The 19,734-nt window shown below is 53.2% G+C and carries 13 protein-coding genes; 7 read left to right on the top strand and 6 right to left on the bottom strand.

Translation table 11 applies throughout. The features are described from left to right. The first annotated feature begins 350 nt into the window (after positions 1-350). From JUB14_RS25980 to JUB14_RS25990, 3 genes are all read left to right on the top strand, one after another. The gene (locus JUB14_RS25980; protein ID WP_207509795.1) at positions 351-3,722 is read left to right on the top strand and encodes a S41 family peptidase; all 3,372 of its coding nucleotides are present in this window, start codon (positions 351-353) and stop codon (positions 3,720-3,722) included. Positions 3,723-3,868: 146 nt separating this feature from the next. Beyond that, the gene (locus tag JUB14_RS25985) at positions 3,869-4,696 is read left to right on the top strand and encodes a helix-turn-helix domain-containing protein (protein WP_207509796.1); all 828 of its coding nucleotides are present in this window, start codon (positions 3,869-3,871) and stop codon (positions 4,694-4,696) included. A 72-nt stretch (positions 4,697-4,768) separates the two neighbouring features. Continuing rightward, the gene (locus tag JUB14_RS25990; RefSeq protein WP_207509797.1) at positions 4,769-5,275 is read left to right on the top strand and encodes an SgcJ/EcaC family oxidoreductase; all 507 of its coding nucleotides are present in this window, start codon (positions 4,769-4,771) and stop codon (positions 5,273-5,275) included. Positions 5,276-5,372: 97 nt separating this feature from the next. Here the strand turns inward: JUB14_RS25990 and JUB14_RS25995 are convergent, their stop codons facing one another. After that, on the bottom strand, positions 5,373-6,227 hold the full coding sequence (locus JUB14_RS25995; RefSeq protein ID WP_207509798.1) for an NmrA/HSCARG family protein: 855 nt from the start codon (positions 6,225-6,227) through the stop codon (positions 5,373-5,375). Positions 6,228-6,371: 144 nt separating this feature from the next. On the opposite strand from JUB14_RS25995, the gene JUB14_RS26000 reads away from it, so the two are divergent. Both JUB14_RS26000 and JUB14_RS26005 read left to right on the top strand, forming a co-directional pair. Then, positions 6,372-7,355: an AraC family transcriptional regulator gene (locus tag JUB14_RS26000; protein ID WP_207509799.1), complete on the top strand. Its 984-nt coding sequence runs from the start codon at positions 6,372-6,374 to the stop codon at positions 7,353-7,355. Between the two features lie 461 nt (positions 7,356-7,816). Further along, positions 7,817-8,530, top strand: coding sequence for an EF-hand domain-containing protein (locus JUB14_RS26005; protein WP_207509800.1), 714 nt, complete (start codon positions 7,817-7,819; stop codon positions 8,528-8,530). A 159-nt stretch (positions 8,531-8,689) separates the two neighbouring features. On the opposite strand, the gene JUB14_RS26010 is transcribed toward JUB14_RS26005, so the two are convergent. Continuing rightward, positions 8,690-9,121, bottom strand: a complete 432-nt coding sequence (locus tag JUB14_RS26010) for a response regulator (RefSeq protein WP_207509801.1) — start codon at positions 9,119-9,121, stop codon at positions 8,690-8,692. 281 nt (positions 9,122-9,402) lie between these two features. Continuing rightward, complete coding sequence (locus JUB14_RS26015) at positions 9,403-10,956, bottom strand: glycoside hydrolase family 32 protein (protein ID WP_207509802.1); 1,554 nt, start codon at positions 10,954-10,956, stop codon at positions 9,403-9,405. A 192-nt stretch (positions 10,957-11,148) separates the two neighbouring features. On the opposite strand from JUB14_RS26015, the gene JUB14_RS26020 reads away from it, so the two are divergent. Both JUB14_RS26020 and JUB14_RS26025 read left to right on the top strand, forming a co-directional pair. Further along, a complete protein-coding gene (locus tag JUB14_RS26020; RefSeq protein WP_207509803.1) occupies positions 11,149-11,724 on the top strand; it encodes a DUF4468 domain-containing protein in 576 nt (191 codons plus the stop codon). 87 nt (positions 11,725-11,811) lie between these two features. Beyond that, the gene (locus JUB14_RS26025; protein WP_207509804.1) at positions 11,812-13,371 is read left to right on the top strand and encodes a calcineurin-like phosphoesterase C-terminal domain-containing protein; all 1,560 of its coding nucleotides are present in this window, start codon (positions 11,812-11,814) and stop codon (positions 13,369-13,371) included. A 61-nt stretch (positions 13,372-13,432) separates the two neighbouring features. Here the strand turns inward: JUB14_RS26025 and JUB14_RS26030 are convergent, their stop codons facing one another. From JUB14_RS26030 to JUB14_RS26040, 3 genes are all read right to left on the bottom strand, one after another. Then, positions 13,433-13,891, bottom strand: a complete 459-nt coding sequence (locus JUB14_RS26030) for a hypothetical protein (protein WP_207509805.1) — start codon at positions 13,889-13,891, stop codon at positions 13,433-13,435. A 205-nt stretch (positions 13,892-14,096) separates the two neighbouring features. Further along, positions 14,097-15,902 (bottom strand): RagB/SusD family nutrient uptake outer membrane protein, encoded by a 1,806-nt coding sequence (locus JUB14_RS26035; RefSeq protein ID WP_207509806.1) that lies wholly within the window; start codon positions 15,900-15,902, stop codon positions 14,097-14,099. 24 nt (positions 15,903-15,926) lie between these two features. After that, a complete protein-coding gene (locus JUB14_RS26040; RefSeq protein ID WP_207509807.1) occupies positions 15,927-19,559 on the bottom strand; it encodes a TonB-dependent receptor in 3,633 nt (1,210 codons plus the stop codon). Between the last annotated feature and the right edge of the window lie 175 nt (positions 19,560-19,734).

The raw sequence follows: 19,734 nt of genomic DNA on the forward strand, positions 1-19,734 counted from the left end.
GAGGGAAAAAGATAATAATGCAATTTCTGAATAGAAGGACTACTTCTTAATTTGATGCCAAATCTGTCCAACAGTTGGGGAGCACCATAGTGATATCTTAAGCACTATCCTTGATAAAGATGAGGATTTAGCATTTGACGCTGTTGATCAGCTCCAAGAGTCTTTTTCACCTTAATTTGTTTCCTTACTTTTCTTCAAGTACTGTTTGTGTTTTTTTATTAAGCTTATACTTAACTCCAAACATAGTATCTCCCAAAGTAACTTCTACAATCCCTATTGCTTCCCCTCCACCTTTGTCGTACTATTGCGCTGAGAGTAAGGATGTAGCGCATTTTTAGCCATCAATAACCATGAACCACATGTACTTTACCGCCCGCTGGTGCCGTAGGTCCGGCCGCGCCCGTCTGGCATCCCTGAGGCTGCTACGGGCGTTTTCTGTTTTTGCCCTGTGCAGCCTGCTTAGTCAGGCCCAGGCCTTGGCGCAAGGAACGCGGCTGCTCCAGCAGCCTACCCTAAGTGGTACCCACATTGCCTTCGTGTACGGCGGCGACCTGTGGGTAACCGACCTCAACGGCCAGGGCCTGCGCCGGCTCACGAGTACCCCCGCCGTGGAGCGCGATCCGCATTTCTCGCCCGATGGTAAGCTGGTGGCCTTTACCTCCAACCGCTCGGGCAGCAACGCCGTCTATACCGTACCCGTGGAGGGAGGCGACGCCACCCGCCTGACCTGGCACCCCAGCGGCTCCTCCGTTCGCGGCTGGACGCCCGACGGCAAACAGGTACTTTATGCCTCATCGCGCGATGCCGCCCCTACCGCCTACGAGCGCCTGTGGACGGTACCGACTATGGGTGGGCCCTCGACGATACTGACGCAGCAGTGGGGCTTTGATGCGTCCTACGCCTCCGACGGACAGCGGCTGGTCCTCGACCGCATGGACCGCTGGGACTCGGAGTGGCGCGGGTACCGGGGCGGCCAGAATACCCCCCTGATCATCCTGAACCTCAAAGACCGCTCGGAGGAGTTGCTCCCCAACGCCTCGACGGTAGACATACAGCCGCTGTGGCTGGGCGAGACCATCTACTTCCTGTCGGACCGCGACGGTACGACCAACATCTGGTCATATGCCCCGGCCACCAAAGCCATCAAGCAGGTGACCTCCCTGAAAGGCAGCGATATCAAGTCGTTGGCCGGAACGGGTAACCAGTTGGCCTACGAGCGGGACGGCTACCTGTACCTGCTCAACCCGGCGACGGGTACCAGTCGCCAGCTCCCTATCACTATTCAGGGAGATTTTCCCTGGGCGGCTACGAAGTGGGAGGATGTGACGAAGTCGGCCCGTTCGGCCTCGCTGTCACCCGCGGGTAAGCGGGCCATTATGGAGGCAAGGGGAGAGATATTTACGGTACCCGTCGAGAACGGCGATGCCCGCAATATTACCCAAAGCTCCGGCACCGCCGACCGCGCCCCCATCTGGTCGCCCAGCGGCAACGAGATCGCCTGGTTTTCGGATCAGGGCCGCAAGGGCTATAGCCTGATGATCACTGCGCAGGATGGTATGTCCAAGCCCCTCTCCATCGCTATCGGTGAGTCCAAGATGGCCTGGGAGCCGCGCTGGTCGCCCGATGGCAAGTACATTGCCTTTGTGGATGATGATGTACGGGTACGGGTGGTAGATCTGAAAGCCGGTACGGTACGCACGGTGGATGTGGGCGGTACCAACCTCGAGCGCGGAGACATGGGACTGACCTGGTCGCCCGACTCGCAGTGGCTGGCGTACAGCAAGAGCGGCAGGAACAATTTCAGAGGTATCCACCTGTGGTCGCAGAAAAGCGGCAAATCCCAGCCCATCACCAACCCCATGGCCGATGCTTTTGCCCCGACCTGGGATCTGGACAAGAAGCACCTCTACTTCCTGGCGAGTACCGAAGTGGCGCTGGGCTCGGGCTGGGCCAACACCAGCTCCATGACCGCCCGCCCCGAGTACGCCGCTTACGTGGTAAACCTGAGTAAGGAAGACCCGTCACCCTTTAAGCCCAAGAGTGACGAGGAAGACATAAAAGAGGAGAAAAAGCCCGAAGTAGCCATGCAGAAGCCGGAGGATAAACCCAAAGGCAAGGGGGGCAAAAGCAAAGGCCCCAAAGAGACCGCCGCCAAGGATAGTACCACCCAGAAGCTGGACGTGGTACAGGTTGACTTTGACGGCATCGAGCGCCGGACCATGGCGTTGCCCCTGCCTAAGCGTAACTACCCGCTGCTGATCAATGGCCCCGCCGGAACGGTGTTCATCGGGGAGCAGAAGCCCAATACTCCCGGCCTGACCCTGCAGAAGTTCAAGTTGGACGACCGCGAGGCCAAGGAGTACGCAAGCGGAGCCAGCCAGGTGTCGGTAACGGCCGATGGTACCAAAATGCTCGCCAAAGTAGGCAACAGCTGGAAGATGATGGATACCAACAAGCCCAGCGGCTCGGATGGGAAGGAAGTAAAGGTAAACCTGCAGATGAAGCTGGACCGCAGCGAAGAGTGGCAGCAGATGTTTGAGGAGGCCTGGCGCTACGAGCGGGACTACTTCTACGACCCCAACATGCACGGCCGTAACTGGCAGGAAGTATACGAGCGCTACGCGCCGCTGGTACCTTACATCAAGCACCGCGCCGACCTGACGACTATACTAGACCAGGTCAATGGTGAGCTGTCGGTAGGGCATAGCTTTGTGTTTGGCGGCGACTACCCCGAGGTGGATAAGCCTTCGGTAGGACTGCTGGGCGCGGATCTGGTAGCGGACAACAAGCGCTGGAAGATCAAACGTATTTACACCACCGAAAGCTGGAACCCCGAACTATCCAGTCCGCTGGACCGTCCCGGTATCAACGTGCAGGAGGGCTACTACCTGGTAGGCATCAACGGCCGGGAAATGACCGACGCCGACGATCCGTACCGCATGCTGGATGGTACCGTAGACCGCCAGACGGTGCTGCATATCAACAAGACGCCCCAGTTTGAAGGAGCGTGGAAAGAAATCGTGAAGCCCATTGGGAACGACAACGCGCTGCGTCAGCGGGCCTGGGTGGAGGATAACCGCCGGATGGTGGACAAGCTCTCCAATGGCAAGCTGGCCTATATATGGGTACCTAATACGGGCGGCAATGGCTTTGTGTCCTTTAACCGCTACTACTTTGCGCAGCAGGACAAGGAAGGAGCCGTGATCGACGAGCGCTACAACGGAGGTGGTCTCCTTGACGACTATATGGTAGATCTGATGACGCGCAGCCTGCGGGCATCACTCACCAATGAAGTACCCAACGGTGCTCCCATTCGTCTGCCGGCCGGTATCATCGGGCCCAAGGTACTGCTCATCAACGAGCTGGCCGGTTCGGGCGGGGACTTCTTCCCGTGGGTATTCCGGCAGCAGAAGGTAGGCCCACTGATCGGTGCCCGTACCTGGGGAGGCCTGGTGAAGTCGTCGGTACACTACCCGCTGGTGGATGGGGGAGCCCTCACCGCCCCGGACAATGCCGTATTTGACCCGATCAATAAAAAATGGGTGGCCGAAAACGAAGGCGTAGCCCCCGACATAGAGGTACGTCAGGATACCAAATCACTGGACAGTGGCCGCGATCCGCAGCTGGAACGGGCGGTGCAGGAAGCCCTGCGCCTGCTGGAACAGAAGGGTACCCTCAATGTCACGGTACCCGCCTACTCAACCCCGGCGTTACCTAAGTAACTTTAAAAAGTCCAGGTCTTTTGCCCTTATCGGTGGTCCTATCGACAAGGGCAAAAGGCCTGGATCTGTCGCCATAGCAGTGGTCGGACAGGTACGTAAGGGCTTGCCGGATTAGTAACAGTGGAAGAGGAAAATGGATTGTTGCTATGTTTGTTCAATTCTATCGGCCCTGCCAGGCGCTTCAGCCTATCGTCAGCAACTACATGCTGATGCACGTCCATCTGGACAGGCATCAGCCTCCCGTCGTAAAACCCTACCCGACCAATCCGGAGCAGTGTCTGTTTTTCTACGCGCGTGACGCTGTGGAGGTATTTAACTACGCCCTCGAAAAAGAGGAGTTCAGTCCCCCTAGTATTATTGTAGGCCCGCAGGTAGCGCGGGTCGATATCAAGATGAGCCACGAGCACCTGACCATCAAGGTGGGATTTCAGCCCGGCGGGTTGTTCCGGCTGTTGGGTATGCCCATGTGGCAGTTACTAGATCAGTCAGTGGATAGCCACCAACTGCTGGGTCAGGAGATCAGTGAAATCAATGAGCAGCTCCGGGCCCTGAATACCTACCCGGATATGATCCGGCTGATCGAAAAGTTCTTGCTGAAAAAGATAGCCCTCCGCCAATCCGAAGTCCATGCGATTGATAAAGTGGCTCAGCTCATGCTCCATTCGCGGCAGTACTCACTGGACTGGCTGGCCGACCAGTCGTGCCTCAGCCCGAGGCAGTTTGAGCGGAAGTTTCTGGAAAGGGTAGGGATGAGTCCGAAGCTGTTTATGCGGGTGGTCCGGTTTGCGCAGGCGTACCGGATGAAGGACCGGCAGCCCCAGCTGGACTGGCAGGATATTGTATACCAGTGTGGGTACTACGATCAGATGCACCTGATCCGGGACTTCAAGCTATTCGCTCACGTTACGCCCACCGGCCTTATGAAAGAAGAAGAACGCTCCCCCGTCAAGATCTTCCCGGGCAACCCTTTCTGATGTCGGAATTTTACTATTATTCCGGAGCGGCAGGCTCTAATTTCGCTCTATCACCAAAATAGATAGAGTACTATGAAAAAGGTAATCTGTTTTCTCCTGATAGCATTGGCAGCAGGCTCAGCCCATGCTCAGACCAGTAAACCATCCGCCGCCGACGAAAAGGCTATAGTACAGGTACTGGATGGTACCGTACAAGCCTGGAATGAGCACAACACGGAAAAGTACTTCAGCTACTTTACGCCGGAGGCGCAGTGGGTGAATGTAGTAGGCATGTGGTGGCATAATGTGAAAGAACACCGCCACTCGCTGAATATATTCATGGACATGATGTTCAACAAGACTACCCACAAGATCCTGAATTCGGAAGTAAAGATGCTGCGGCCTGATCTGGCCCTGGTCCGGCATAACTGGCAACTGGACGGCTGGAAAATGCCGGATGGTACCGACATGAGTGACTACTCCACGGGAGTTATGACCATGATTATGGAAAAGAAAGGTGGTAAATGGATGGTTATCGACGGACAGAATACGACCATTGATAAAAAGGCCATTGACCCCGCCAAAACAATGAACAAGTAGGTCTTTCCGGCAAAGCAAGGAATCAATCTAATAAATACCAAAGAACCCCTGAGGCTTTCGTGCCGGCAGGGGTTCTTTGGTATTTTATTCATAGGTACTAGACCAGCTCTTTGTGAGTTTCTACGTAGTTACGGAAGCTGGTAAGCTGCGGGTAGATCTGCCGGGTTTCGTCCAGCCCGAACTGCCAGGGACGGGTCCTGTTCCACTGCATCTGCCGGTAAAACTCCCGGCCTAAGAGCCAGAGCATCCAGGGTTGTACCTTGAAGCGGGACTTATTTTTGCCGGTCACCTCCTTCACAATGGTCTTCATTTCTTCGCCGGACAGGATATCACTGGATACATGGATGGCTTTATTAAGGTAGGGGTCGGGCCGGGCGATGACCTCCGCGGCCACGGCGCCTAGGTCGTCCATAGCTATGAGGTGATGCCCCGGTACGTGGTCGTCCAGGACGCCACGCAGCATGGAGATGAAGCCATCGTACTTGGGATTAAACACACTGTCCATAAAGAACACCGTACGCAGGAAGGTATAGGTCAGGCCGCTGGCCCGTACCTTTTCTTCGATGAGCCACTTGGACTCGATATGCGGTATACCCTGGGCACTATCCGCTCCGGCAATGGAGCTTTGGACGAAGTGGCGGATACCGGCCTGGCGGGCGGCATTGATCATATGCAGGGCCTGGCGTTGTTCACCTTCCAGGCCTACGCCTTTTTCCCAGTAGTTTTGCATCGAAAACACCGCGTCGCAACCCCGCAGGGCCTGCACCAGGCTGTCGGGCTGTTCCAGATCCCCCTGAACGATAATGGCTCCCATTTGCGCCAGGGCCTGAGCCTTGGGATTAGCAGGGTTACGGGTGAGGGCGCGGACGGTGAAGCCCCGCTTCAGCAGGTGGCGCGCTACGGCATTTCCTTGTGAGCCGGTGGCTCCGGTTACTAGTACTGTCTTTGTCATGGCTTTCGTGTTTTTTGAGTTAATTAAAATTTTGAGGTGTCGATCTATTTCGTCTTGTTTTTACTGATTATCTTGATACAAATTTCAGCATAACTCCCAGCCCGGTAGTAGACAGTACACGCCAATCTTATCCCATTTGATGCCATGAAGGTGCAGAACTCTATCCTGCGGTTGATCATATACGGAGCCGTCAAGCACGGTGCCAATTTTCAGCAGTTGTGTCAGCGCGTGGGCATAGCCCCCACGGATCTGAATGATGCCGAAAAGCTCACCTACTGGGAGATTTCGGCGGGAGCCTGGGATCATGCGCTGGACATGACGGGTGATCCGCTGCTGGCCCTGCACATGGGTGAAGATCCTAATTTTGCGGGTCTGGGTATGCTAGGCTACCTGATGCAAAGCTGCTCTACGCTGGAAGAGGCCCTGATCGTGCTGGTAAAGTACAACAACACGGTATCCACCATCTTTACGTTTTCCACCGAAAGCCGCGGGGGGGAATACCACTTTTACTACGAGCCGGTGGCTACCTACCGCAACAAGTACCCTGAGAGCTGTCGGCAGGCGGTAGAGCTGATGATGGCCTCGATCACCACGGGTTTTCGGATTTATGCGGATAAGAAAGTTACTCCCCTGCGCGCGGAGCTGGCCTTCCCCAGGCGGTCGCCGCAGGAGTACGAGCGGGTACTACAGACCCGGGTGGTATTCGGGGCCGACCGCAATAGCCTGGTGTACCGGCAGGAGGATATAGCTGCTCCCACCATTACCTACGACAAATCATTGTACTCCTTCTTTAACCTGCTGCTTACTGAAAAGCAAAATGCTCTGGCGGTACAAAAGTCCCTGGCGGATGAGATCAAGGAGGTACTTCTGAGTCAGTTTGGCGGGCGGGTACCTCCCATTGAGGTAGTAGCGGCCCACATGAACATGAGTCTGCGAACCTTTCAGCGCCGATTATCAGAAGAAAAAATTACCTACCGCCAGGTAAGCAACGAACTCCGGAAAGAGCTGGCGCTGTCGCTGATGAGCAACCGCCAGTCCAGAAAGGCCGAAGTAGCCCAGCTACTCGGCTACGCTGACCTGAGCAGCTTTCACCGGGCCTACCGCAACTGGACGCAACCTTCCGTTTAGTCTGTTTCAGCTTCCGGTTATACTTCCATACATATAGTACAGGAGCTTCCGTAACTTCTTGTTCATTAGGTAGATATAGGTTGTGGGGCGTTCCGCAGCGCTGGGTAACCGTTGTACCATAAGGTGACATTTTGAGGTTTTTCGACCACAGTGTACCGGTAGCTCAGTATCAGTGCCGAATAACTGGTTGGGTGGGTACTGAGGGGCTGAGATGGGTATTTAAGGCTCAATAACTACTATTTCAGGCACTACCTGCTGTAGATTCGGAGTTACGGCACTACCGGCTGTGGCCGAAGGCCTGGCACGCGGGTACTATTTTTTAGCCTTTTCTCCTGTGTTGCTGTCAGTACGAATACAGTAACCGGGTGAAAGCCAGGTAGTAACTTTTGGCTCACCTGATTAGAAGTAGTGGCTGCGATTAGCTATGATCCACTGCTACTAGTAATGTAAAACCATAAAAGATGAAAGTTATGAACAAGCAGGAAAAGAGTGTTCGGAATATAGTCATTAACGGTATCTGTCTTTTCTTCCTTATGGGAGCAGTTGCCTGTAATACTTCGGAAAGAAATGCCAATACCGCCTCAGAGCGAATAGATGAGGAAGAAAGTGAAATGGCCGCCGAAAATACCTGGGATAATAATCGCTTTAATACCGACTTCGCCTCTAACAACCGTTATGGGGAGTGGGATGCAAATCGCGACAATTACCTGGATGAGAATGAGTATAGCGGGGGCTTCTACCGCACCTGGGATACCAACCGGGATAACAAAGTAGATCAGAATGAGTGGAATACGGCTTCTAAAGATTTTGGAATGGAGAACCAGACCTGGGATAAATGGGATGCCAACCGGGATGGATCTCTGGATGAGAATGAGTACAGAACGGGCTTTAACCAGAGTGGCTGGTACAGTGAGTGGGATGGTGATGGTGATAAGCGACTAAGCCAGCAGGAGTACAGCACTGGTCTGTTTGGCCGTTGGGACCGAAACCGTGATAGTATGCTGGATGAAAACGAGTACAGTCCCTATAACACTTACTATGGCAATGGAACTGGCAACGGTATGAATAATGGTGCCGGAACCGGTACTGGCAACGAAACAGGTACTGGCACCGGTTCAGGAACTGATGAAGGAACCGGAGCTGGCAACGCCAATCGACCTGGTAGTGGTAACTAAGCCGGATATTCGACCTAATATAGTATAAAAGATTATAGCTGGTATAACCCACTATATATGCAGAAGAGGGAAAACTTGAACTTTAACCGGTTGGGGTCTCCCTCTTCTTTTTGTTACTGATTACTGCTTTATCAAAGCCACACTTTGCGCTGCTCTCTGTCAGACTTTGCCTGGTGCACTTCCAAAATACTGCTTCAGAGCCTTATTAGTTTTTAATCTGTTGATCTTGGTGCTTGACAGAGGCTTTGTGATGTAGGAAAAGCAGGCCGAATAGCTCCTGGCCTTTATGGCGTCCTCCATAAATACCGAGTTAGAAAGCACACAGATACGGGTAGCAGGAAATTGGGGCTGGAAACGCCGGGAATACTCATCCAGAAAATCCCAGCCGGTCATAACGGGCATAATGATATCCATGATGATAAGCTCCGGCGCTACTCCGTCACCGGCAGTAAGCCTTTCAAAGTACTCAATCGCTTCCTGGCCATTTTTTACACTGATGATATTTTCGACAAACTGATGTTTAAGCATGAACCGGTTAATGATGAAGAGGGTAAGCTCATCATCATCGATAAGGAGTAAATTCTTTATCACAGGGTAAGGAGATTAGGTACCATTTAGATCCACAGGTATAGAAAACACTATACAGGCAGGTACGCAAAAGTACTGGTGGAGAAAGAGACAAATAGTGACAAAGATCACTGTTTACAGGAGAAATATACTATAAACCAATAAAGTTTACCTTAGGGGTTGAAGGAGAGGAGATTAAAATAGGGCGCGTCTGAGAAGTGTGGTCTCTTTAGTATAACAATAGTAAAGCCCGGCGAGCAAGGTGCCCGCCAGGCTTTTAGGTTCTCTGCCTGATCTAAAAAAGTCTACTTCCGGGTCGACTGCAGCGGGTAGGCCTTACTCTCCTGTAGGCCCGTAATTCCTTTTGATATCAACTCTACCTTGTTGTAATACTCGTTCGGGAAGAAGATGCTGGTCATCACGCTCTGGCCGCCATTGGCAAATACCTCTACCGACGCCACATCCAGCAGGAGGTGTAATCTTAGTTTGCCATCCTGTACGGTGAGCGGTGCTTTGTATACGCCCGGGAAGTTATCCTTGAAGCTAACCATGCCGGATTGGGTGCGGTCGATGTATAGCTGCTTATCGGCTACGGAGTAGCCTACGTCGAGGTGCTCGCCTTTGGAGTTGGAAAAGCGGAGCACCGCCTCCTGCGCCCGGGCTACATCCAGGTCCAGATCCAGTTCCAGCAGGGGCATGGACAGGTTGTACTGGCCGCTGAGGTCGAGGGGGCCATTTACCTCCTGCGCTTTCAGAGGGGTGGTACCGGTGCGTAGCTTTTGCATCTCTTTGACGGGTACATTGGCCAGTCGTATACCGGCTTCGGTCTGAATCAGACTTAGCTCGCGGGGAGCGGTCATGGCGCTGCGCCAGGTGGAGGTAGGTACCTCGTTGGCGTAAAGCCAGTTGCTCATCCAGCCCAGAAATAGCCGGCGCCCGTCGGAGGCCGGTACATTGGCCCAGGTGACACCGGCGTAGTTGTCGGTACCATAGTCGATCCAGAGGGTAGTCTGGGGTGGGTTGTCGCTGGTAAAGGTGCGGCCGTCGAAGTTGCCGATGAAGTACTGCGTAGCCGAGCCACCATTAGGCCCGCCGGGGTTGATACTCACCAGCAGGACCCACTTCTGCTGTCCGTTGATGGTCAGCGGAAACAGGTCGGGGCACTCCCACACGCCGCCATGGCCCCCGGCATTCTTCCCGAACTCGCTCAGCTTAGTCCAGTCTTTCAGGTTGTCGGAGCCATAAAACTCAATATGATCCAGTACCGCCAGCGTCATGATCCATTGATTAGCCTTTTCATTCCAGGATACCTTCGGATCACGGAAGTCTTTAATACCCGGATTTTTCAGGATTGGGTTCCGCTCGTATTTTTTCCAGGTACGTCCCTTGTCCAGGCTGTAGGCGAGGCCCTGGGTCTGAAAGTCGTTACGTCCGGCCCGCTCCCCATCGGCATTGTGGTAAGTATATATGGCTACCATGGGCGGGGTATCACGGGTGCCCAGGCCGGAGGTATTGTTTGCATCCACCACCGCACTCCCTGAGAATATGGTACCCAGTGAGTCGGGGTAGAGGGCTATGGGCAGGTGCTCCCAGTGTACCATGTCGGTACTCACGGCGTGGCCCCAGTGCATAGGGCCCCAAACGGTACTATCCGGGTTGTGCTGGTAAAACAGGTGGTACTCGCCGTCGTAGTAGACCATCCCGTTGGGGTCGTTCATCCATTGGGCGGGTGGTGTAAAGTGGAACTGCGGGCGGTGTTGTTCCTGTGGGGTAGTGGAGCTGGAGGAGTTCTGGGTAGTAGCGCAGCCGGCTATCGCCAGAGCCGCCGCTGCATATGCTAGTAAAGTAGTTCTTTTCATAGAGATTGAGTGGTGATAAATCCTGGTGCTGAGTGTAGAATGTATACAAGAAAGTAAAGCTAGCAACAGGAAGCAAGGCTGATGTAAGATGGGGAGAACGTTTACGAATTGGTTAAACCGAAATAGCTTGTCACTGGTTGACCTATTAGGCCTATCTTAGGGTCATTATTTGAATGAATTAAATGACTACCCATGTTTAAATTACTTCAATGGGCTATCTGCCTGCTACTGATCAGTACCAGCGCGTATAGCCAGACGGCTGATGAGCGGCTCGCGGAAATCAAGGGATTGTGGCAGACAAATGCGGACGGCTTTCTTCAGTACAAAAAGACCATAGAGCTTCCGGGATTCCCCAAAGAGCTCATCTATGAGCGCGCCAAGGAGTACTACCAGGCCAGGCTGTACGAAAAGCTGGATGAAAAAGTAGCCGGTGCGGTGATCGTACTGGGAGGTGCGGGTATCCTGAAAGACGTGCAGGTCTCTAACACCGGCGGCATTACATCTACGGTGGATGCTACCCACTTGCTGCACGTGTGGGCGGTGGATGGCAAAGCCGAGCTGGTAATTACCTGTATTCAATATATATTTCAGATTGGCTCGGGCAGTGACGCGGGCTACGACGAGGTACTGATCTCTAACCTGTATCCCGTTAATCCGCAGGCGCCACAGAGCGATAAGATCATCGGAGCCTTCTACGGTACCACCCGAAGTGCTACCGCCCGACTGGAGCAGATTGAGAAACTACTCAAGGCTCCGTTGACCAAGTAGAGCAGGAATCAGAGAGGTTGTATAGCCTGAATGCCCACCAGACAAGTAAATCTATAAGGAGCCTAACTCCTCATAGACTTACTTGTAATGAAAAACCTGCTTCCTGTTTACCTGCTTCTGGGACTATTGACTCTTACGGCTCAGGCACAAGACCGGGCCTCCGGTACCGTATTCCATGATCTGAACAAAAACCGGGTACTGGACAGAGACGAACCTGCCTTAGCGGGTATATGTGTCTCAAACGGCCGCGAAGTAGTCAGGACCGGTAAAGACGGCCGGTGGAGCCTGCCTGCGGGAGACGATACCGGTTTTTTCGTGATCAAGCCGACCGGCTATATGACTCCCGTCAACGCTGATATGATTCCGCAGCACTACTACCTGCACAAGCCCGCGGGCTCGCCCCGATTACAGGTAGCTGGCATAGCCCCAACCGGTAATCTGCCCCCCTCCATTGATTTCCCCCTCTGGCCGCAGAAAGAAGATAAGAAGTTTCAGGCGCTGGTATTCGGGGATACGCAGGCCCGGGGCATGAAGGAAGTCAACTACGTTACCCATGATGTGGTGGAAGAGTGCATCGGTACCGGGGCCACGCTAGGGATTAGCCTGGGAGATATTGTGGCCGATGACCCGAATCTATTTCAGGAAATCAACCAGAGCATAAGCCAGATCGGGATTCCCTGGTACAATGTATTCGGCAACCATGACTTCAACCGCGGAGCCCCGGACGACCGCTACACCGACGAAACCTTTGAACGCTACTACGGACCCAGTACCTACGCCTTTGAGTACGGACAGGTCGTGTTTATTTCGCTGAAGAATGTCTACTTCAATCCCGAAGGAAAATACAAGGCCCACTTTACGGAGCAGCAACTGGACTTTGTCCGAAACTACCTGGCCCTGGTCCCGGACGATAAGCTGGTAGTCCTGGTCATGCACGCGCCCATCGTATCCTGCGACAACCGGAAGGAACTGTTTGACATTCTGAAGGCCCGCCCGCATACCTTATCCATTGCCGGTCATACGCACAAGATGGCTCATGTATTCGCCGATGAAAAGCTGGACTGGCACGGGCCGAAGCCACACCATCACTTTATCAACGCGACGGTCTGCGGGAGTTGGTGGTGCGGGATCAGGGATGAAACCGGTATCCCGCACGCGACTATGAACGATGGCGCACCCAATGGCTACTCGCTACTCACCTTTGACGGGAATAGCTACTCTATCCGGTTCAAGGCGGCCCGCCGCCCCGCCGACTACCAAATGAACATATACCTGCCGGATGACATACCTCAGGCCGGACTGAATACTACCTCACTGGTTGTAAATGTGTTTGCGGGCTCCTCCCGCTCTAAGGTAGAGATGAAGATAAAAGGGCATACAGACTGGAATGAAATAGCCTATACGCCCATGCACGATCCGGGAGTTGCGGCTATGCAGGTGTACAATCCGTTTCTGGAAGCCAAAGTCAATGATACTCAACTGGACACCGTTTTTGGCTGGCAGATGGATAGCCCGGAGATGTCATACCACATGTGGGAAGGAAAGCTACCAGCTGGTCTTCCGGTGGGTACCCATCTGCTCATGATCAGGACTCAGGATATGTTCGGGCAGGTCTATACCGGACATCGGATATTCCGCGTCAGGTAGAGACACTGCCCCTGGCAAGCAGACCTGCCTATTCATGGTACTTATCGGAGCGGTCTGTAACCTACGCCACCACCGCCTCTTCTGTTTTTTTAACGGAAGTGGTAAAGCTCAATCGCAGGAACAGCAGGATGTACAACAGGTCAATGAATACCGGAGCTACCGAGCTGGGCCCCTGGTAGAGGGCGCTACCGAAGTAGTTGTCGGAGGTGCGGATATCCAGCGTGAAATACACGCAGTGCATCAGTACCAGTACGCGGGCTACCCAGAGTTGCTTCACCGGGTTTTCGGCCAGGATGCCGATCATCGTGATCAGTACACCGATCATAAACATGTGCAGAAATACCCAGAACATGGCGTCGTGGTAGTGGGGGGAGGCCAGGAGTGGGGCGGGTACTTTGAACTCCGCCATCTTTTCCATTACGCCTCCGATCAGCATGGTACTGGCCAGGAACATGTCCAGAATACCTACGGTCAAACAGGTGGCTTTGAAGCCGGGGAGATATTTACTAAGTGCGGCCATAGTAGTGGTATAGAGTGAGGTTAGAAACAGGGGACCTTCTCCGAACGGGAGTAGGGGCTAAAATACAAGAGCAGCCGCATTAAAAAGCCGGCTGCTCTTATTTTTTTACTGATTATAAACGGCGTACAGATGATGGAGACCCCATACCTAAAAAAAAGAGGCAGTAGGATGACTGCCTCTCTGATCATGTATGGATATACAAGAATTAGTTGTATCCGGGGTTCTGGGTCAGTACCGAATTACCTCCCGAACGGCTCAGGTCAAGCTGACGCTGAGGAATAGGGAAGTAGTCATTTATACCCTTGATAAAACGTCCACCGCGCACATCCGTCGTCACCGTACCTTCGTAGTTGAAGTAGGCGTTGAGGGTAGGCTCGGCGATATCCCAGCGAACCAGGTCAAAGAAGCGGTGACCTTCCATGGCCAGCTCAAGCTTACGCTCGAAGTAGATGGCTTTGAGAGCACCTTCTTTACCCATCTGTGCGAATGTTCCCTCAGGATATACGCTGATCTTATAATTAGCGGCCGGAGTACTGGTATATCCTGCCAGCGGAGTAGCCGGGTTGGTATAGGTGTACACGTAGTTAACAGGGTTAGCGGCGCGGGTACGTACCATGTTTACATAGGTCTGAGCCTGTGCCAGGTTACCCAGCTGGGCTTCTACTTCGGCAGCCATCAGCAGTACGTCAGCAAAACGGATGACATTCCAGTTAATAGCGGTACCGGGTGCCCATGAATGCTGATCAGCGTACAGGTCCTGAGTAGCCTGCATGTAGATGTTCTTCTTAGGCGAGTAAGGTCCGGCGTACGTCTGGCCCGGGCTACGAACCCAGTCAGCACCAGGGTGGTTACCCCAGTCCAGATAAGGTATACCACGACGGCCGATCGTCCAGTCGATACGAGGGTCTACCGGACCGGCATCAGGAGTGAAAGGCTGACTGGAAGCTACACCCTGGTCATTCTTGATCGGGTTGTTGTTGTAGCTATCAACCACAGGGAGTCCGGTCGCGTCAGTACGGTACGAGTTAGCCAGGTCGTGCGAGGGCTGGAAGAAGCCGCAGCAGCGGAAAGGGCTGTTTCCGTAGGGGAAGTTCAGCATATCCCCCTGGTTAGCATTGGCGATGGTGTTGGTTCCGTCGTTGGCTACCATCTGAATCTGGAATACCGACTCCGAGTTGTTCTCGGTAGCGGCGTTGAAGTTATCGTGGAACTTCGTTACCAGCGCGTACTTCAGACCGTTGCTGGTCACACCCTGGTTGATCACCTGATCGAACAGAGGCTTGGCTTCCGCGTACTCCTTCTGGTACAGGTGCGTCTTAGCCAGGTAGGTAGCTGCCGCCCATTTGTTCACGCGTCCGATTTCTGCCTGCGTAGCGGGCAGGTTGTCCATCGCGAATTTGAAATCTGCTTCGATCTTTGGCCAGATGTTCTCGTTGTTGGGTACGAAGCCAGCAGCCGCTGTTTCGACCGTTTCGTCGATCCAGGGTACATTGTTCCACATCTTCTTCAGCTCGAAGTAGTAGTGTCCGCGCAAGAAGCGGGCCTGAGCCGCAAAGCTGGTGCGCTCGGCCTCAGTAATTCCGGTGGTCTGCGCGAGTACACGCAGTACCGAGTTGGTACGGTTGACACCTTCGTACAGGGTACGCCACTTGCTGTTGAAGTATCCGTTGCTGGCATCGGCCGTGAATTTGGCGATGGCATCAATGGCAGGCTGGTCACTACCGTCACTACCCTTATGGGCGTCACCACCGGCTATACTACCGTATACCCAGTTGCTGGGAGAAGCTTCCCAGGCGTTACCACCCGCCAGGTTCAGAGCTCCACCGTTGTTGTACTGACCATCCAGAGCGGCATAGGCTCCGTTGAGGAGGGCGTCGACACCGCTGCGGGTAGCGAGTACTTCATCGCTCAGGGCACCCTGAGCAGGTATATCAAGACTTTCGTTGCAGGAGTCGAGGGTCAGACTCAGAGTCGAAACCGCCAGAACTGCTATATATTTTTGAAATCTCATAGTTGAATTAAGTAGGATAAAAAATTAGAACGTTACATTCAGACCGAACAGGAACTGACGCTGGTTAGGATATACCCCTTCGTCGATACCAAATGAAGTAGTATTCGAGAATGACTGGTTGAGGCTACCCCCGGCGCTGTTGTTGGTGTTGGCAGTTGTACCGATTTCAGGGTCCAGACCTGAGTACTTGGTGATAGTAAATAGGTTGGCAGCCTGCAGATATACCCGCAGACGCTCTACACCCAGTTTCTTGAGTGAACCGGCGGGCAGGGTATAACCAAGCTGAGCATTCTTGGCGCGCAGGTACGAACCATTCTCTACAAAGTACGAGTTAGGGACGTTGGCTGAGCTGAATGAACCTACGGTTTCCTGGATAGGAGCCTTGGCGTTAGGGTTTTCAGGAGTCCATGAATCGTACAGAGCAGTGCGACTCTTGGCTCCCTGGAAGTTGGCGTTGAAGTCAGTCCACCACCGTACGTTGTTCCAGATATCGTTACCCTGCGTACCGTAGAAGAAGATGCTGAAGTCAAACTGCTTATAGGTCGCGCCCAGGTTCAGGCCGTAGCTGAAGTCAGGGTTAGGGTTACCGATAAAGGTACGGTCTTCGTCAGTAATCTGTCCGTCACCGTTGATATCCGCATAGCGGAAACGACCTACGGCTACGTCATTCTGATAGATAGCGTTGGTATTGCCGGTAGCCTGCTGAGCCTGGGTATTGGCGGTATTGATTTCTTCCTGTGAATCCCAGAAACCATCCACTTTATAGCCATAGAACTGACCAATCGAGTGGCCTACGGCATTGCGAACGATGTAGCTACCGTTGAAGCGACGACCTTCCTGATCGAAGTAGTCGATACCTTCGGCCAGTGACACAATCTTGTTATTGTATGTCGTGAACGTCAGCGTAGCATTCAGCTTCAGATCGCTGGTAATATCAAAGTTGCTGGAAGCAGCCAGATCAACCCCGGTGTTGCGCATACGGGCTACGTTCACGGCAGGAGCCGTTCCCTGTCCGGCGGTACCGGCGAGTTCAAGCGTGTATAGCAGGTCGCGTACTTCTTTGTGGTAGTAGTCAGCGGTGATGTCTAGTTTACCACCCCACAGGCTGGCGTCAAAACCAATGTTCGAGTTGATGTTCTTCTCCCACTTCGCATTGGGGTTACCGATGCGGGTACGCTGGAAGCCCAGCTGGTTCATGGAGTTAGAGCCGGTGATCGCGTAATACGATGAAGTACGGTCACCACCGTAGGTAGTATAGGCGTTAGCCGGGTCTACGTTCAGCTGGTTACCCATGATACCGTAACCCCCGCGGATTTTCAGATCCGTCAGCCAGTTTACGTCCTGCATAAAGTCCTCTTCCGATACTCTCCATCCCGCACTGATCGCGGGGAACCATCCGTACTGGTAGGTCTGGAAGCGCGATGAACCGTCACGACGGATGGTAGCGCCGAGCAGGTACTTGTCTTTCAGGGTATAGTCCAGACGACCGATGAGCGAGAACAGCGCGTCAGCGTAGCGGTTGCTGTAGTTGGTAGGCGTACCGGCACCGGTCGACAGGTTGGTAAAGTTAGGGTCAAACGAGAAGTAGTTCTGCGTCGAGCCACCTACGTTACGGCCTTTGTTCTGATACGCTTCGGTACCTACTACCACTTTCACATCATGGATGTCGTTGAATAAGTGCTGGTACTGTACGGTGTTGGTCCAGGTCCAGTTGTAGCCGCTGAAGGTATTCTCCGTATAGGAGTTGGTAGTGGTATTCTCCTGGTTTTCGTAAGCAGGATACGTAAACGAGTTGAAGTTACCCATGAATACCTCTCCCCCGAAGCTGGTACGGGCGGTGATGTCTTTCAGGATGTCGATTTCAGCGTACATGTTACCGAACAGACGGTTGTTCATACCCCGGTTGTTAGCCGTACGCTGCTGAATAGCCACCGGGTTAAGTGCGTTACCCAATCCCTGACCAAAACCACCGGCGTAGTTGCCCATGATATCATATACAGGAATGATAGGCTGCTGACGGAACGCATGGCCAATGGCGCTACCTTCCTGCAGGGCGTTGATACGAGGGTTATCTGTAACCGAGAACGCCAGGTTTTCACCTACACGGATATTCTCGCGAACGTTGTACTGGCTGTTAGAGCGGATGGTATAACGCTTCAGATACGTATTGGATAGTGTACCCTGCTGGTTGAAATAGTTGAACGAGAACAGGTAGTTGCCCTGCGGGCTACCACCGCTCACAGCGACGTTGTGGCTGGTAATCGGAGCCGGCTTGAAGATCTCGTGGAACCAGTCGGTACCTTCCTTGTTAGCCCGTGTAATACGGTAAAACTGGTTGTACTGATCTACGCTGGTATAGAACGGGTTCAGATTGTAACGTGAAGGATCAACCGAAGGATCTCCTTCTTTGGCTCCCTGTGGAGCGATATAGTCCGGCAGAACGGGTGTAGTACCGCTGCCGTACAGAGGATCGTTGATTACTACGTTGGGGTTGGAGTTACGGAGCGCGTTGAATTTTAGCTGAGCCGTTTCCTGTGGGTTGAGCAGGTCCCATACGTTGCCGCTCTTGGGGAACTGCATACCGGTGTAGGTGTCGTACTGTACCTTCACCTTACCGGAGCCACGACGGGTCGTGATGATGATTACCCCATTAGCCGCGCGTGAACCGTAGATAGAAGCCGAACCGGCATCTTTCAGGACCTGCATAGAGGCCACGTCATTAGGGTTGATGTCGTTGATGTTCTGAGTAGGTACACCATCCACTACATAGAGAGGCTGGTTGTTACCGAATGTATTCAGACCACGGATACGCACCTGAGGCGCTTCACCGGGCTGACCCGAACCTAGTACAGTAACCCCCGAAGCACGACCCTGTAGCTGGTTGGTAACCTGAGCCGTGGGTTGCGTCTGTAGCTCCTGTACATCTACTACGGATACCGCACCGGTAAGGTCTTTCTTACGCTGGGTACCGTAGCCCACTACGACCACTTCATTCAGTGACTTTACGTCCGATCCCAGTTTAATATCGGGTAGGGTAGTGCGGTTATTGATCCCGATCTCCTGAGAGCTGTAGCCGATCGAGGAGATGATCAGGGTACCGTTCCCGTCGGGAACATTCAGGGAGAAGTTACCTTCTACATCCGTAGCGGTACCGATGCTGGTGCCTTTCAGCAACACAGTAGCACCCGGCAGTCCTTCACCTCTCTCGTCGGTAACACGTCCCTTAACGGTGATGGGGTCTACGGCTTTGCCGGCGTTTGGGCCCGGTACCTGTTCGCCTGATTTAGCGTTATCAGCGGCGCGCTTCAGGATGATGGTATTACCGCCCAGTTCGTAGGTAAGGGAAGCCGGAGAGAGTACCTTTTCGAGTACATCCGAAAGTTTTTCGTTGGTAACTTTTAGGGTACCTATGCGCTGCTGGGTGAAGATACGCGGGTTATACATAAACTTCACGTCCGCCGCAGCGCCTATGCGTTTGATCGCCTCCTCAATGGTTGGGTTATTTAGCTGAAGACTCAGTCTTTGATTGAGTAGCTCCTGCCCGTACGAGTCTTTTGCCTGTGTGATCGTCGCAAACGCTGTTACTAAGAAAAACAGGTAGAAACTGACCTTCATAATTTTGAGCAGCCTTTGCTGCAGTTGTATTCGAATTTTCATAAATTTGGTTTGGTTGTCGGTTTACATCGGCAATAAAATTCCCTTACCCCCAACGGGGTGCTTTTTTAGAGAGAGCAACTGGGGATTGACCAGAGAGTCAGTAATGTTGCAGCATTGCTGACTCATTTTTTTAAGCTTTACTTTTATTGGTGTTTGGGCATAGGCAAATACATTG

The sequence above is a fragment of the Telluribacter humicola genome (genome assembly GCF_017355935.1).
Classification (GTDB): domain Bacteria; phylum Bacteroidota; class Bacteroidia; order Cytophagales; family Spirosomataceae; genus Telluribacter; species Telluribacter humicola.